The 17355-nt window shown below is 39.3% G+C and carries 9 protein-coding genes; 4 read left to right on the top strand and 5 right to left on the bottom strand.

What is annotated here, in order from left to right; genetic code table 11:
• The 4 genes from AC5WOE_RS17000 to AC5WOE_RS16985 all read left to right on the top strand — a co-directional run.
• On the top strand, positions 1–1218 hold a 1218-nt coding region (locus AC5WOE_RS17000), incomplete at its 5' end, for a condensation domain-containing protein (protein WP_496050932.1).
• 3 nt (positions 1219–1221) lie between these two features.
• Positions 1222–11001 (top strand): non-ribosomal peptide synthetase, encoded by a 9780-nt coding sequence (locus AC5WOE_RS16995; RefSeq protein ID WP_496053128.1) that lies wholly within the window; start codon positions 1222–1224, stop codon positions 10999–11001.
• Between the two features lie 2 nt (positions 11002–11003).
• Positions 11004–11753, top strand: a complete 750-nt coding sequence (locus tag AC5WOE_RS16990; RefSeq protein ID WP_496053127.1) for a thioesterase II family protein — start codon at positions 11004–11006, stop codon at positions 11751–11753.
• A 72-nt stretch (positions 11754–11825) separates the two neighbouring features.
• Positions 11826–12404 carry a hypothetical protein gene (locus AC5WOE_RS16985; protein ID WP_496050935.1) on the top strand — a complete coding sequence of 193 codons (579 nt, stop codon included), beginning with the start codon at positions 11826–11828 and terminating at the stop codon, positions 12402–12404.
• Positions 12405–12694: 290 nt separating this feature from the next.
• Here AC5WOE_RS16985 and AC5WOE_RS16980 read toward each other — a convergent pair whose 3' ends face one another.
• From AC5WOE_RS16980 to AC5WOE_RS16960, 5 genes are all read right to left on the bottom strand, one after another.
• Positions 12695–13831: a DNA glycosylase AlkZ-like family protein gene (locus AC5WOE_RS16980; protein WP_496050936.1), complete on the bottom strand. Its 1137-nt coding sequence runs from the start codon at positions 13829–13831 to the stop codon at positions 12695–12697.
• 135 nt (positions 13832–13966) lie between these two features.
• Positions 13967–14608, bottom strand: coding sequence for a dTMP kinase (locus AC5WOE_RS16975; RefSeq protein ID WP_496050937.1), 642 nt, complete (start codon positions 14606–14608; stop codon positions 13967–13969).
• Between the two features lie 10 nt (positions 14609–14618).
• Positions 14619–16307 carry a B12-binding domain-containing radical SAM protein gene (locus AC5WOE_RS16970; protein WP_496050938.1) on the bottom strand — a complete coding sequence of 563 codons (1689 nt, stop codon included), beginning with the start codon at positions 16305–16307 and terminating at the stop codon, positions 14619–14621.
• 10 nt (positions 16308–16317) lie between these two features.
• The gene (locus tag AC5WOE_RS16965) at positions 16318–16947 is read right to left on the bottom strand and encodes a dTMP kinase (RefSeq protein ID WP_496050939.1); all 630 of its coding nucleotides are present in this window, start codon (positions 16945–16947) and stop codon (positions 16318–16320) included.
• A 26-nt stretch (positions 16948–16973) separates the two neighbouring features.
• Positions 16974–17333 carry a hypothetical protein gene (locus AC5WOE_RS16960; RefSeq protein WP_496053126.1) on the bottom strand — a complete coding sequence of 120 codons (360 nt, stop codon included), beginning with the start codon at positions 17331–17333 and terminating at the stop codon, positions 16974–16976.
• Positions 17334–17355: the final 22 nt, after the last annotated feature.

The following is a 17355-nucleotide window of genomic DNA, read 5'->3' as shown; positions in this document are numbered from 1 at the left end:
GTGCGATTGGTTCCAAGTGAAACCGGCTGGAAGCAATACTACCGAGCAGAAGGGGAAGCAGAACTGGAAGTAGTGGACCTGCGAAGAGAAGAAAATCCCATCGAGTGGTTGGAACAGAGAACAGAAAAAGCCCAAGCGAGCTTACATCTAACGGAGGGACCAGTATTCCGGGCGATCTGGTTCCGCTTCTCGGAAACGGAAGGAAGATTGTTCCTCCTTGCTCATCATATGGTGATGGATGGCGTGTCTTGGCGAATTCTAATAGAAGACATCGAGATGATCTACCAACAACTTGCAGCTGGAAAACCAGTACAGTTACCCCAGAAAACCAGTTCCTATCGTCAGTGGGCGGAGTATCTTCAAAAATTAGCAGCTGCGGAGGAAATCGAAAATCAAAGGGAACAGTGGCAACAAGTAAAGGATACAGTGATCCCACAAGATCGGTATGGGAGAAATACGGAAGACTCTGTGGAACAAGTACAATTACTGTTAACAGCTTCTGAAACAGAGCAATTGTTATCCAAAACAACTGCTAGAACTCATGCAACGGTAGAAGAACTATTGTTGACGGCACTTGTCCAATCTCTACAAAAGTGGACCGGGGAAAACACTCATACCATCCATTTAGAAGGACATGGGAGAGAGGAACAAGAAGAACTAGATTTATCTCGGACAGTTGGTTGGTTTACTTCCCTCTATCCTGTGATGTTCCTACTACCATCATCAAGCATGGGAGAAGCAATACAAGTTGTCAAAGAAGCTCTACGTGATCGCAGCAAAGAAGCATTAAGCTATGGATTATTGGCTCACTTGCATCTATCTCCTCTTAAAAAAGTAGAGGCAGCAATCAGCTTTAATTATTTGGGGCAATTTACTCCGGTGCAGAAAAGTGAAATCTCAAGCCTTCTAGAAGGGATAGCTACAGAAACTACAGGTAGAATGAGTGCTCTTGAGGCTGTTCGCCCTCATCTCATCGATATTGTAGCAGTAGTAAATGAAGGGAAAATGCGGATTACATGGTTGTATAGCCAAAATATCCACAATAAAACGAGTATGGAGTTGTTCAAGCAATACTTCCATTCCAAACTACAAAATCTGATTTCAGGAAATGAAAAAAATGTTGGAATGACAACATCTGATTTTCCAGAGGCAAATCTTTCTAAAAAAGATATGCAGAAAGTACTTCAACTTCTTCAAAAAAAATCGAAGGGGAGATAAAGGTTGGAAGAAAACGATATATCTTTAAATCTTGAAGATATGTATACTCTCACACCACTACAACACGGAATGTTACTGCATTCCGACATGGCAACGAGCGATGGTATGTACATCGCTCAACTATCTTTTTCGATTCAAGGGGAGTTTCAGCTCCCCGCCTTTCTTCAAGCATGGCAAGAGGTAATCGATCGTCATGCTATTTTGCGAACTGCTTTTTTGTGGGGAGAAAATGTAGAGCCTCAGCAGCTTGTATTTTCGGGGGTTTTGACACCATTCCTCCAAGTAGATTTGCGTCATTTGTCCAGAGAGGAACAGGCAGTTGAAATAGAAGAGACAAAAAAACGTGATCGTAAGCAAAAGTTTTTATTAGATGAACCTCCAGTGATGCGCTTTACCTTTTTACAAACGGATCATGATGCTGTTACATGTATTTGGAGCTACCATCATGTTCTAATGGATGGTTGGAGTCTGCCCATCATACTTGGAGAGGTATTTCAATATTACGAAGCTATCTCTAATGGTGACTCCTTACATCTTCCAACACCTAAAGCCTATCGGGATTATATTGCATGGTTAAAAAGACAAGATCAATCGGAAGCAAAAGCATTTTGGCAAGAAATGCTCAAAGGTTATGATACGCCCCTGTCTTTGCGTTTTGATCGTAAAGAGACAGACGAACAAGGTTATCAATCTATCACGAAGATGTTATCAAAGGAAACGACAAATCTTATCCAAGAAATGGGCAAAAAATATGGGCTAACCATAAGCACGATACTTCAAGGTGCATGGGGATTGTTGCTAGGAAGGACACATCATACAGAGGATGTGTTGTTTGGAGCTACCTCATCTGGAAGGCCTACTGAGTTAGCAGGCTCAGAAAATATGGTGGGATTGTTCATTAATACGGCACCAGTTCGAGTTGCCTTAACATCCGAAACGATCTTGACATGGCTTTTAAATCTTCAAGCCAAACAAGTAGAGGCCAGAGAATATTCTTTCTCATCGTTAATAGATATACAGAGTTGGAGTGAGATTCCAAGAGGTTCTCATCTGTTTGAAAGTATTGTCGTCGTCGAAAATTACCCAATTCGTCAACAGGCAGCAAATGAATCTGCAAACTGGGGTATAGCAGATGTTGATGGGAGGGAAGAAACTCACTATCCCATTACCTTAGTTTGTACGCCTGGCGAAACAACGCAATTAAAAATCATGTACCAAGCTGATCGATTTGCTCCATCTACTATCGAAGATATTTTATTTCGTTTGGTTATTATTTTAGAACAGATGATTTGTCATCCTGAGCAAAGGGTTGATCAAATCTCAATTCTTACCAAACCAGAAGCAAAATTAATGCTAGAAGATTGGAACCAAACTACTGTTGCAACAGAATCCAAGTTCATTCACCAATGGTTTGAAGAACAAGTGAAACGAACTCCTCATCAGATTGCCGTTACTTGGGGACAGGATTCACTCACATACGAACAATTAAATCAAAAATCCAATCAATTAGCTCATTATTTGATCTCAGCAGGGATTAGTCAGGAAAAAATCGTCGCTGTTCTGCTGCCTCGATCCACTGATTTGCTTGTCAGTTTGCTTGCAATTTTAAAAGCAGGCGGAGCATATGTACCATTTGATCCAAAATATCCAAAGGATCGTATCACCTATATGCTAGAAGATTCTAAGGCTCAGATGGTGCTGACAACAGAGCAATTATCTTCCCTCCTAACCACCAATATGAATCCATGTTGTATGGATAGACTAGATTTAAGAAGTTATGCAACTGACAATCCTAATCTAGACAGCAGTACAAAACAACTCGCTTATATCATTTATACTTCAGGATCAACAGGAAAACCAAAAGGTGTCATGGTTGAGCATCATAGTGTTTCCATGTTATTTAGTTGGGCACATAGACAGTATCACCCTGACGAATATAATGGAGTTCTCGCATCTACGTCTATCTGCTTTGATTTATCTGTGTTTGAGTTGTTTTTTCCACTGAGCTGTGGAGGAACAGTTGTCGGCGTGGAGAATGCACTGTATCTTACCATCGCCTCTGATCTGGTTCCTATCACCTTGATAAATACAGTTCCATCTGTTGCAAGCGAATTGATCCGAATGAATGTTATACCTGATACGGTAATTACGATAAATCTGGCAGGTGAACCTTTGTCCAGAAATCTAGTGGATGAATTTTATTTGTTGCCACAGATCGAGAAAGTATATAACTTATATGGTCCAACTGAGGATACCACTTATTCTACATTTGCCTTAATAGAAAGAGAGAGTGGACAGACTCCATCTATTGGCGGGCCAATAGATCATACAACCGTATTTGTTCTTGATTCACAAGGACAAGCAGTCCCAGCAGGAATTCCCGGTGAACTCTATTTAGGTGGAGAAGGTTTAACAAGGGGATATCTCCATCGCCCTGATTTAACAGATGAAAAGTATGTTCCTCATCCTAATGATAAAGAAAAACGTGTCTATCGAACGGGTGACTTGGTCAAGTATGAAACAGATGGTACCCTGCAATATATTGGCAGGGTGGATTATCAAGTGAAAATAAGAGGATACCGAATCGAACTAGGGGAGATTGAAGCTGCTTTACATGCTCATCCTTATATCGAAAAGGCGATCGTAGTGGAAAAAGATAGCCGACTTATCGCTTATGTCATTACGACAGATCGATCAACGGATTATGAGACATATCTCAAGCGATATATTCCAGTTTACATGATCCCTAGTCAATTTGTTTTCTTGGATGTTTTTCCGTTAACTCCTAATGGCAAAGTAGATCGAAGTAATTTACCAGCACCTAGTCAGAGCAGTTCTCCTGCACGAAAACAAGAATTATCTCCATCTGAAGAGATCGTAGCTGGAGTTTGGGAACAAGTTTTAGGAGAAAAACCTATTCAAGCTGATGATAACTTCTTTCAGGTAGGTGGGCATTCCTTACTAGCAACACAAGTTATTTCAAAACTAACGGAAATATGGAACAAAAAAATACCTTTGACTTATATATTTGAGTTTCCTACTGTTAGAGAGCTTGCAGCCAAAATAGAAGGAACACAAAGGGAACAGTCAGAACTTACTGCTATACCGGTATACGACCGTTCGAATCAATTCGCGCCAGTTTCTTATGGACAGCGAAGATTGTGGTTTCTTGATCAAATTCTCGATGATCGTTCTACGTATCATCTTCCCTACTCGATAAGGATAGATGGAAGTTTTGACATATTAGCATTTCGGAGATCGTTGCAAGCAATAGCGATTCGTCATGAAAGTTTACGTACTACATTTACTGAACGCGAAGGAATTCCAATTCAAGTCATCCATCAAGTTCCACCTATCGACTTTTCTTTTACGGATGTCAGGCAGGAAGAAGAATCACTGGAAAAATTGATCAACCATGCTTATCACCAGCCATTTTCTCTCACTACAGGTCCTTTGTGGAGAGTACATCTCTATCAAGAAACAGAAGATAAGTGGGTATTGCTGTTTACGTTTCATCATATTATCATGGATGGCTGGTCACTTGGAATTTTTGGAAACGAGTTATTTCGATTATACGAAGCCAATAGCAGAGGGAACTCGGTTGAAATCGATGCTTTACCATTGCAATACCGAGACTATAGCGCTTGGCAACAAGATTACATCCAAAGTGATGATTTAAAAACTCACCTTCATTACTGGAAAGACAAGCTAGCGGATGTTCCTGTGCTTGATTTGCCAACTGATAAAACAAGACCAGCAGAACAAACCTTTTACGGAAGAACGAAATCTTTTGAGATTCCGCTTTCCTTGTCAGAAGGTTTGAAACAGCTGAGCAAAGAAGAAGGTGTTACTTTATACATGAGTTTGCTCGCATCTTGGCAGACTTGGTTATCTCGTTACAGTGGACAAGAAGACATTGCAGTAGGCAGTCCAATCGCAGGAAGAACAAGATCAGAGCTAGAAAATATCGTTGGTTTTTTTGTCAATACACTTGTATTTCGAACAAATTTAATCGGTAACCCTAGTTTTCAAGAAATACTTGGTCGGGTACGGAAAACTTCGATGGAAGCTTATGCAAATCAGCATGTTCCATTTGAAAAAATGGTGGATGAATTGTCTCCAGATAGAAATTTACAACATTCGCCTTTGTTTCAAGTGATGTTCGTCTTACAAAATATGCCTGTTCAAACAGAAGGATCGATAGATCTAAATTTGTCCCCTTTTCCATTAGAGCACGAAACAGCAAAGTATGATTTAACCTTAACTTTCATGGATACCCCACAAGGTTTGCAAGGAGCCTGGGAGTATAATGCTGACTTATTTTGTGAAGTAACAATAGATCGTATGATCAAACAATATGTCCAAGTATTAACAACTGTAGTAGCAGATCGGACGATACCCATCCGAGAAATCTCATTGCTCACCAAGGAAGATGAACGATTTTTGGCAGAACAAAATCAATTGGTATCAAATTGTCCAGAAAAATCTATTGCGACATTGTTTGAAGAGCAGGTAGCTCTTTATCCTGCAAAAATTGCGTTGCAATCAGCAACCGTCTCCTTAACTTATGAAGAAGTCAATCAACAAGCAAATCAGTTGGCTTACTTTTTACAGAAAAAAGGGTTAAAACCTGATACAAAAGTAGGGGTATGTCTTGATCGATCTATCGAACTTATTCTCACAATGTTAGCAATCGTCAAAACAGGTGCAGCGTACGTACCATTTGACGTTTCTTATCCAACAGAGCGATTTCAGTACCTTGTAACGGACTCAGCGGTGTCTTTTGTAGTGACAACACAAAAATGGGCAAATCGATTTCAACATAAGCAAATGGATTGTTGTATGTTGGATGAGGTAGAGAGGATGATTAGGCAAGAATCAACATCTAATTTAGTCACCCAAGTTACGACAGATTCTCTTGCCTACGTAATGTATACGTCTGGTTCGACAGGCAAGCCAAAAGGGGTAGAGATTCCCCAAAAAGGTATTATTCGATTGGTGAAAAATCCAGACTATGCAACTTTTTCAGCAGATGATGTATTTTTGCAATTGGCACCTGTAGCTTTTGATGCTGCTACCTTTGAAATTTGGGGAGCGCTTTTGAGTGGAGCCAAACTGGCAATCATGCCAGCAGCTCTCCCCTCTCTCTCTGAATTGGGAGAAGCTGTCCAATCCTTTGAAGTTACTACCTTATGGCTGACAGCGGGATTATTCCGTTTAATGGTGGATCACCAATTGCCTGCTTTAAAAGGATTAAAACAATTACTGACAGGTGGAGATGTGGTATCCCCTGTACATGTCCAAAAAGTGCTCCGTATGGGCGGTGTCCAAGTGATCAATGGATATGGTCCTACGGAAAATACTACTTTTAGCTGTTGTTACCAAGTGCCGCCAGATTGGTCTGGCGATGTTTTGCCTATTGGGAAATCGATAGCAGGAACAACTGCATATGTTCTAGATGATATGCATCAACAAGTGCCGATCGGTATAGTTGGGGAGTTATATGTTGGTGGAGATGGTTTGGCGAAAGGTTATGCAAATCAACCGCTACTGACGCGAGAAAGGTTTATCGAGCATGAAGAGTTTGGACGACTGTATCGTACAGGAGATCTTGTCCGCTATTTGTATGATGGGACAATGATGTTTTTAGGTAGAAAAGATCATCAAATAAAAATTCGCGGCTTTCGTGTTGAACTAGGGGAAATCGAAACGACTCTGGCTCAGTTTCCGAAAGTAAAGGATGCAATTGTAATTCAAAAGGAAGGAAGGCTGATTGCGTATCTTACTTCCATGTCCCCGATTAATGCGAATGAATTAAGAGATCAATTAGTACATGTTTTACCTGATTATATGGTACCCTCTTCTTTTGTTTTACTTGATGAACTACCATTGACCGAGAATGGGAAAGTGAATCGAAATGCCCTGCCAGCCCCTGCTGCGATTCATGTCTTAAAAGAAATGCCCAAAGGTGAAATAGAACCAAAAATCGCTGCGATTTGGCAAGAAGTACTAGGTGTTTCGATGATCAACCGCAACGATAATTTCTTCCGTCTTGGTGGAGATTCCATTCTCAGTTTGCAGGTAATTGCCAAAGCAGCACAGCAAGGTATCAGGGTCACTCCAAAGCAAATATTTCAATTTCAGACGATTGAAGAGCTGGCTAAAGTAGCGATTCAAAAAGATGTCTTAGAAGTTGAACAAGGAGTAATCAAAGGTAAGATAAACTTGACACCGATTCAATCTTGGTTTTTTGCCCAAAAACCGGCTAATGTTCATCATTTTAACCAAGCAGTAATGGTGCAAATAAACATTTCCCTTTCTCCAGTCCAAATGGAAGAAGCCTGGCGCAAATTGCATGAGCATCATGATTCCCTTCGTCTGCAATTTCAAAGGATGGAAGATAGCTGGCAAGCTAGTTATGGAGATGAAACAAATATCGTTTCGATGAAAGTACATGATATTTCCAACTTCGATGAACAAGAACAAATGATGGAGATGGAACGATTTGCTGATTACTATCAGCGCAGTCTCGATCTTGCTCATGGTCCTATTACGAGGCTGGTCTATTTTCATCTAGGAGTAGAACGCAAACCTCGCCTATTGATCATTGCTCATCATTTGGTAGTAGATGGTGTATCATGGCGGATCATTTTAGAAGATTTAGCGACACTGATCCAGCAATTAGCCGGAAAACAAGCGATGGTATTGCCAGCTAAAACGATCTCCTATCAGCGTTGGGCACAGTTGGTCCAGCATGAGGGACAGCTTAATCAAGTTCACAAACAGATAGATTTTGAAATACCAGTTGATCAAACTGGAGAAAATACAGAGAAATCTAGTCAGTTGGCAACTTATGCTTTTAGCAAGGAAGAGACGGAAAAATTAGTAAAGTCATCGGTAAAAGCAGAAGATATTTTACTCACTGCTTTTGTACGTACATTGGTGAAGTGGACTGCAAACAGCAATATATTCGTCGATTTAGAAGGACATGGGCGAGATATGCTAGGAGATGACATCGATGTTTCAAGAACGGTGGGATGGTTTACAAAACTGTATTCAGCTTCTTTCCAAGTAAAAGAAAATGTAACTGCTTTGGAAGCACTACGATTAGTAAAAGATCAACGATATACAGCATTTCATCAAACCAAGTTTGGTCAAACAAAGAGCATTAGTCCCGTCAATTTCAATTATTTAGGACAATTCCGCGAGCTCAACGAAGATACTGGCGTCCTGATTGGATCAGAAGAAACAGTGGGAGATACAGTGTATCCTAACATGATTCGAGCCTACATCCTAGAAGGGTTTGGAGTTATTTCAAAAGATCAACTCTCCTTGACTCTGCGTTATAGTAAAAATATTCACCGAAAAGAGACGATTGATGAGTTACTCTATCAAGTATGCCAAGAGATTCGCATTTTAGTTTCCAAATTAGTTGAAACTTCCGAACAAATCTATACTCCAGCTGATTTTCCACTAGCTTCTCTTTCCACACATGAGTTTAACTTGATTCCATCTAGAGGAGTGGAAGATATATATCCCTTGTCACCGCTGCAAAAAGGAATGGTGTTTCATTCTCAATATGCGAAGACAAAAGGAGAGTATATAACGCAGCTCGCGATGACGTTAGAAGGACAGTGGTATCCAGATAGATGGACAAATGCTTGGAAGCAATTGATAGCCCGCCATGAAATTTTGCGAACTAGTTTTTGGAGTAAAGGGTTAAAAGAAGCACATCAGGTCGTACATGACAGGGTTTCATTAGAGGTTAAACATATCGATTGGCAACAAATAGCACTAGATGAGCAGGAAACATGTCTGGATAATTGGCTCAAAAGTGATCAAGAAGAAGCCTTTGATCTTTCATCCGCTCCACTGATGCGCATTGTCTTTATTCGGTTAACTCCAGAAAAAGTCATCATGGTGTGGACACATCATCATATTTTGTTGGATGGATGGAGTATTCCGATGGTTCTGCAAGAACTTATGCAACTCTATCATCAGCAAAAATTACCTAAATCCGCTCCGCCTTACCGTCGATATATCGAGTGGTTGAGGCAGCAGTCAACTGAAGAAGCAGAGCGATATTGGAAAACACAGTTGAAAGGAATTTCAGCAGCGACGTTGACGAGAAAAACAGATGGAATTCCCTCCGCTCATAGTGTAAAACGATTTGTAAACAAACAATTGACAGAATCGATTCAGCAATTTGCCAGAGAACATCAATTGACGATGAGTACCGTAGTTCAAGGCGCATGGGCAGTGCTTCTTAGGCAAATGACTCAGGAAACTGATCTGTTATATGGGACGACAAGTTCAGGTAGACCAGCAGAATTAACAGATATTGACAAGATGGTAGGTCTGTTCATCCAATCTCTGCCAACAAGAGTGAACTTGGACACAGACCAAAATGTAGCAGAATGGTTGCAAACCTTGCAACTACAGCAGCTAGAACAGCGCAAATATGAATATGTATCGCTTGTCGATATGCAAGGATGGAGTGATATTCCAAGAGGTACACCACTGTTTGGAACATTATTTGTATTTGAAAATTATCCGACTGTTGGATCAGAAGAAGAGTCTTCACAGGAAATTCGTATTACCGATTTGGTAGTTCAAGATCAAAGTAATGTTCCGCTGGTGCTGATTTCCGGTCCTGGAGAACAGTTATTACTGAAATTCCAATATTTATCTCCTTGTTTCACCAAAACAGAAGTAGTGAGATTTTTAGATGAATTGGTTTTTTTACTAGAAAAAATGATTGCTATGCCAAGCAGACCTGTAAAGCGGCTGTGCCATATAGGTGATGCAAAAGAAGCAGAAAGCCCATCCTTACAAAAGTACCGTCCTATCTCAAAGAATAAAAAATTGCTCATAGGGATGACAAAAATTTGGGAAGAAGTATTGTCGCAGGCACCTATTGGGCTTGACCAGAGCTTTTTTGAACTCGGTGGTCATTCCTTTGATGCCCTAGCTATCGCATCAAAAGTAGAACAAGATTTGAGTTATCCCTTTTCCTTGTCTCTGCTTTTTCAGTACCCTACGATTGGGGAATTGTGTTATTATTTGGAACATCAGCATGCTATCCATTCCGTGATCAGTCTACAACAAGGAAATGGCCGACATACTCCTCTGTTTTTGATTCATGCGCAAGGCGGGGGAGTACTGAGTTACAACGATTTAGTAGCACAATTGGATGATGATTTGACGATTTATGGTATCCAAGCAAGAGGATATGAGGGAGAAGCAGATATTTTTACTTCGATGGAAGAGATGATCGATTATTATGTTTCCTTGATCAAACAGGTACAACCTGTTGGTCCATATCGGCTGGGAGGATGGTCGCTGGGTGGAGTGCTGGCACATGGTGTTACAGTGAAATTAGAACAAATGGGAGACACAGTAGAACTCTTGGCAATGATCGATTCTACTTGGTTAGACCAAGAAGAGAGTGAAGTTCTCTATCAACAGTTGAAATCAGGAGAGTTTTTGCCGACAATAGATTCAGAAAAGAATAAATTGTGGCTTGAAAATGGAATTGCTTTTGCTCGTTACCAACTTTGTAAAACTGTTCAGACACCTATTCACCTTTTTGTAGCTGAAGACCGATCCCAGACCATTGGCTCCTCCAATTGGGCACTTTGGACAGCATCAACAGTTCATGCCGAAATAGTGGATGGAAATCATGTAACCCTATTGGAAAAAGCCAATGTAAAAAAATTGGCTGATGATATGGGGAGAGCTATTCAAACAGCAGATAAAAGGCTTGCTGGCAAGGGGGATTAAAAATGTTAAGCCTTTGGTTACCTTTTACCAAAGCGATCAATGCCGATACGCATGTTTTGTTTTGTTTTCCATATGGCGGGGGAAACCCCGCTTTTTATAACAATTGGGGAGTCTTTTTATCGGACCATTTCCAGGTATGTCCCGTTCAGTTGCCTGGGCGTGGGATGCGTTTTACAGAACCTTCGTATACTGATTTTCATTTGTTGATACAGGATATCACAGAAGCCCTTACCCCGCATTTATCAAGTAATCGGTTCTCCTTTTTTGGTCATAGCATGGGGGCCTTAGTAAGTTTTGAAGTAGCAAGGCTGCTCCAAAGAAAGGATTTGCCACTGCCGGAGACTCTATTTGTTTCGGGCTATCACGCAGCCCATTTGCCAGACCCAGGAAGGAAAATTCATCATCTGTCAGACGAAGAATTTTTAAATGGAATCATTGAGATGAATGGATTGCCTGAAGAATTGGTAGAAAATCGAGACTATTTATCGGTTTTTCTTCCAGCATTACGGGCAGATTTTACCATGTGCGAAACATATGAATATGTACCCGATCAAAAATTAAAAAGTCCGATTGTTGCATTAGGTGGAAAAGAAGATCCTGAAGCAGGAGAAGAGCACCTAAAAGCGTGGAAAGAACAGACAGCAAGTGAATTTGCTTTGTATATGTTAGAGGGGGATCATTTTTATATTCATCAAAAAGAAACCGAAATAGTGAAAATAATTGAAAACCAATGTAAGACATTGTATTTTTAAAATAATATAGTGACAATATATTGAGGAATATGTTACTTTGAGATTATAGGTCCACACACAGAGAGGAAAAACGTGGATAACGTCAACGGTCATCTTGGAACGTTCCAGCCGGCAGGTAGTACTTCATTCAAGCTGGAGCCCGATGCTCACCGGACACAGCTCGTCGGAGTTGGTTACCTTTTCGATAAGCAGGGAAACCTGCCCCTTCTCCTGCGAGCCGCAGGAGACCCGGGTACTGGAGCCCGAGTCGAGAATGCTGGGGGAGCAGTAGATCAGTTCGAGCTGATGTTTGATGCAATTCCCCGGGAGATTCGTGAAGAGCTCAACTACAAAAAGCTTGCTGAAGGGCTTTGGCCGGAAGATATCGAGGTCTTCCGGACCTTCATCGGTAAGGAAGAAGTGAAGCCGATCGAAGGTGGTTATGCCACCCTGCGCATCTGGAAGTTTCCTTGTTTGAGCCGTCGTCCGTTCAGTGAGGTTGAGTTCAGCCTTTCACCTGACCATGAGCAGTACGCGGTGGTTGTTCCGAATGCGGATATGGTACATATTCCGTACGAGGACGGCCCGCTCCTATTCAGCCATCTGCCACTGGAACGACAGAAGGATGCACTGGAGGCCCGTGAGGTTATCTTCGGCTCCAAGCTGAAGTAATCTTGACGGACTCACTGGACGCCGGGTTCCCCCGACGTCCAGCCGTAAATAATGATTGACAACATAAAAAGGGCTCCCTTGCTAGCAAGGGAGTTTTCTCATTGAAAAAATATCCAAAATAAGAGAAAATATCTATGAATTTGAAAATGAAAACAGTAAGTGATTTCTTTTGCATCGTTTAAATGGTGATCACTTTTATATCAACATAAACTAAAATAATTTAACAATTTAAAGATTAGGTATTAGATACTTTATTTTTTTATTAGAGGTTGCAACAGGCTCTATATGTATTAACCAAATAAAAAACAATGCATCTGCTCTATTTTACTTTTGATCTGCTTTTTTACTGCTGAATCTACTTTTTCAAATGTCATCCAATCCAAGTTTCTTTTCGTTTTGTCTATTGTCCAAACTCCAATTGCTTCTCCGTTCAAGATAATACTAGCTCTAGACTCCCCAATTTTATTGAACAATAATTCATAATACTTTTGGTCCACATATAAAAAACGACTCTCATAATACCCTTTCAAAGATGGGTCTTCATAAGCTAAAAGAGTTAACCAATTATCCTTTTGAAAAAAAGAGTCTTGATAATGTGTGAAACCTTTTTCAGTCATGAAATACACTGTATTTGTTGTATCTAATTCAACCGCGATTACTTCAATCGCTAATTCCTTTATCGAATCCCGGATGACTTTTATACTTAACCCAGACCACCATGCGATGTCTTTGATGGAAACAGGTCCAAAACGATCAATATGATAGTAGACTAATTTCTTTTGAGCTTCTTTTAAATCCATCTGATTCAAATGTAGATTTGGATAAATAGATGGGGTGTATCCATAGTAGCGTTCTTCTTTTCCCCAATGGTTGCTTTTGTTTATATAGCACAGTTCGCCACCTTCCCATAATTCTTTTATCGCTGTAGTAATTACTTTGTTATCTTCATCCGACAACTTTCCCAATTCGAATTTGACCAAACTGACAATTTCTTTTGGAGTTATTGGTTTACCCTGCACAAAGGATATGATGATTTCTTTAATTTTAGCAACATAATCCATGTTTGCACCCAGTTTTTTATATAGAGTGTAACAATCCGCTAATCGAAAATGCATAGTGGCTCGATGTGCAATAGGAGCATATTCCAACGGTAAGATATGTAGTGTTCTTCTCATACAACGAAGTTTAATATGATCATTCTTGACATATAAGTGATTCCAGAGGGTTTGCGTTTCAAAACTAGGGACTCTCGAAAACAACGTAGTAAATGGAGTAGGTAAACGTGCAGCATGAAGACCAAAGAGATTATCAATTGCATTTCTTACATCTTTTGATTGGAAATTTGGGAGAACATTATGTTTCATAAATACATAGTTCATCACTTTTGATCTATCTAATTTTTCTTTTATAGCTGTTAAACTGCTCATCTTATCCCTCATCTTTCAAAAACTAAAATGGATTCTTTTTCATTCCCATATTGAAAAAGAATCCGTCCCTTGTAAAAAATTATTCCATACTTAGCTTGTTTTGTCCTCTAGTTCAACAAATAAACAAATGTTCTATCAATGAAAATCAAACCCGCATTCCCTATTCAAATGCTCACAAATTTGATGTACAACTAGATGGGTATATTTCAATCCATTTAATTTAACAAAGTTCTCTGTTTCTATTAATGATGAATAAGATTCAGTTAATTGTTGGTAATAACGTTTAAAAGCATCTTCATTTGACAATTCTGACCAGATATCAGCTCCTGAATTATATCCAAAATACGGCTTGGTTAAATAATGACGTTGAAGTGCAACCTCACATGGAACCTCTACATAAAATGTGATATCTGGTTCCCTAGCGAAACGATAGCAATCACGAACATATTCATGAGAAACACCCCTTGCTGCATCTCTAGTAAATGCTGTGTATACCCACCGATCAGCAATGACTATCTGCCCATTCTCAAGGGCTGGTTTAATGATTTCTTCATAACGTAAAGCAAATTCCGATAAATGCAACAAGGAATACGTTAATGGAGAGAAAGTAAAATGGGTTTTCTTGTGGTTAATGATTTCTTGTAAAGGTTCATAAGAGTTCCACTCTGTAAAAATAGGATCGTATCCATATGCCTTTAGCTTATCTCCAAGCATGTTAATCAACGTACTCTTCCCACTTCTAGCTACACCTTCAAAAACAAGTAGTTTACCTTCCATGACAGTCTCCTCAATTCACTCTCTCTTTGATTGGTTTTCCTGTTAAAACTTTTACCTCTGCTACATGCATGGTATTCAAAATATCTTGTTGTTTTGTATAAAACCCAAGTGCATTCTGTAGTTCTTCAATGCGATCAAACAAACCATTTGTCATGTTCTCAGCTTCTTGGAAAATCGATTGAGATTTTTCTACCCACTTCTTTTCCTCTGACTCATGCCACACTTTCTCAATGGTATCTATTGTGCCTTCAACCAAAGAAAGCATCATATCTCCATGCTCTTGAATGAAATTTTCCACATCTTTACGCAATACTTGATATTCAAGAAAGGCTTTTGTTTTTTCCTGATCCATATTCATAAAATGGGATTCAATTTTTCTTATTAAGCTATCCATTTTGTAAATAGCTTTCAGACTTGGTTTTGCATGTTGGTAATAGGTTCTAACCATCTGATACAATTGTCCTACTTTTGGATCAGTAAAATCATAAGTGCCAATATCGTACCAACTCTTACGTTTAATCCTACCTTCTTGCAATAGCTGCTCCGTTAATGGTGTTCCTGCATAAGGTAAGAAACGACCAGTAACATCTCTAATATCAAAAGTTCCTAGCGTTTTAAGGAACTCAATGTTCTCACGCATCCCATTAAGAGAAACATCTGGTTCAAAGGGCATCATCCCAATGGAGATTTCAGGAATACCAACCTGCTTTAGAATTTGGACTGCTCTGACATTTTGCTCAGGAGTAATATCTTTTTTATATCTTTTCAAGGTATCGGCATGTCCAGATTCCAAACCTAAAAATATTTTTTTGAGTCCAATTTCTTTCAGAGCTACAAATATTTCTTTGCTGCAACATACCGCTCTTACTTGCATCCACAGATTCAAATCATCTAGATTTGCTTTCTTAATTTGACGGCAAAACTCTAACACCCATTGCTTACTTCTTTTGCTTGGGTCCATAAACAAGTCATCTACAAACTTAAATTTTCTAACACCTTGTTGGTATAGTAAAGAAAACTCTTCCACAACATTCTCAACGCTCCTAACTCTTCTCGGACGATAATTAAAGAATGTTTGTATCGAACAAAAAGAACATCTTGCATAGCAACCTCGACTTGCCAACATCGAAATACGACGATTTTTATTTAACAAAATAGGCATGGTGTCGCGATGTGGAAGAGGAATGGTATCCAAATTTTCTACTAAGGGACGATCCTCATTGACCACTATTTTTCCATCGGTTCTACGATAAGTAATACCTTTCACTGTTGAAATGCTTTTATTCTGTTGGATGCATTGAGCTAACTCTACAACAGTTGCTTCACCTTCTCCACGAACTACACTATCAATATGATGGATGTTCTCCAAAAATTTATAGTGTTCATAAGTCGGGAAATGACCGCCAATAGTAATATGACCTGTATACCCTGCTTGACGTAACTGTTCCATCACTTCAAAAGTTGCAGGAATCGTATCTTGAGCAGATGCAGAAAAGCCCACAAGCCAAGGGTTATGATTCATGATTTCTTTCACAACTTCGTCTACTTCCAGCATTAATAAATGAGCATCTAAAATACCAGTTTGAAAATTGGCATCTCTAAGTGATGATGATAAATAACCCATTGCAAGGTTTTCCGACTGATAACGAGAATCAAACAATTCGTTTTTTGGTTTACATTGCACGAGAATAATTTTCATGAAAGTCCTCCTAAATAACAAATAAATTATACAAATATTCCAATAATAAATTCTGTATTTTTTCTTTATCCGTTTCAAACAAAAACACTTCACCACTACGAACTTTATCTTTATATAACTGAGTGAATTCATTTTGCACCATTTGAATGAGTTTTGGAGATTCAAAATACTTGTGATGGGCAACATCCTTAGAATCTAAACGCTTACAGATTACATCCTCTGAGGCATAACACCAAATAACTGCATCAGGAGTTTCAATGAGTCCCATTTCCTTATACAAAGTCATAACCTGTTGGATATCGACATCGATATTTTTTGTTCTAGCAAAAGCTCTTACATAAGAAATGATGGAGTCAGAATAACGATCCTGAATCACCACATATCCATCTTCCAACCAAGGCTTAACGTAACGTACAGTAAGCTGCACTAGATCAGCCATGTAGTAAGAAGTGGAGAAAATCTCTGGATAAGATTGAGTTATCTTTTTAAATTCTCGACCAATTTCCGTAAAAGAAAGTGATCCATGACTATAAATGGTTTTCATGCCTCGTGATTCAAATGAAGTTTTTAGATCATGAGCAAGTGTGGATTTTCCAGTACCACAACTTCCCTCTAAAACAATTAGCTTCCCAGCTTTCACCAAATCACCTTACCTTTCCTATTTTACTAACTCAGCAACCTTAATAAATACCGTTCTTGTTCACGAATCTTCTCCAATTCAATCGTAGAGATATAAGTACTAAGAGAAGTGTGAAACCGACTCACCTCTTCTTTTTTTCCCTCACGGATAAAATGAAAAAGCTCTTCCATTTTCTTTTTACTTATGCCCTCAATACCATTTTTCAAATGTAATCGCCCATAACGTAAAAGAATACAGATAGCCGTCAGAACATTGGAACGAGTATTTGATCCCCTTAAATGGTCAATCAACTCTACATAATGTTCTCCTTCGCCACAACAATAGACAAAATACTCCGCTAATTTTCTTCCTGTTTTTATTGCTTCGTTTAATTCCAGTACTACCACCTCTTTTTTCCAAAGAAGATAC

This window comes from Shimazuella sp. NTD248 (genome assembly GCF_059510395.1).
This window is presented reverse-complemented; position numbering and strand designations above follow the sequence as displayed.

What these genes read in the sequence shown, in the direction of transcription:
- AC5WOE_RS16975 (WP_496050937.1), bottom strand. Translation starts at nt 14,608, where the DNA reads ATGGAAGGTAAACTACTTGTTTTTGAAGGTGTAGCTAGAAGTGGGAAG.
- AC5WOE_RS16990 (WP_496053127.1), top strand. Translation starts at nt 11,004, where the DNA reads ATGTTAAGCCTTTGGTTACCTTTTACCAAAGCGATCAATGCCGATACG.
- AC5WOE_RS16970 (WP_496050938.1), bottom strand. Translation starts at nt 16,307, where the DNA reads ATGAAAATTATTCTCGTGCAATGTAAACCAAAAAACGAATTGTTTGAT.
- AC5WOE_RS16980 (WP_496050936.1), bottom strand. Translation starts at nt 13,831, where the DNA reads ATGAGCAGTTTAACAGCTATAAAAGAAAAATTAGATAGATCAAAAGTG.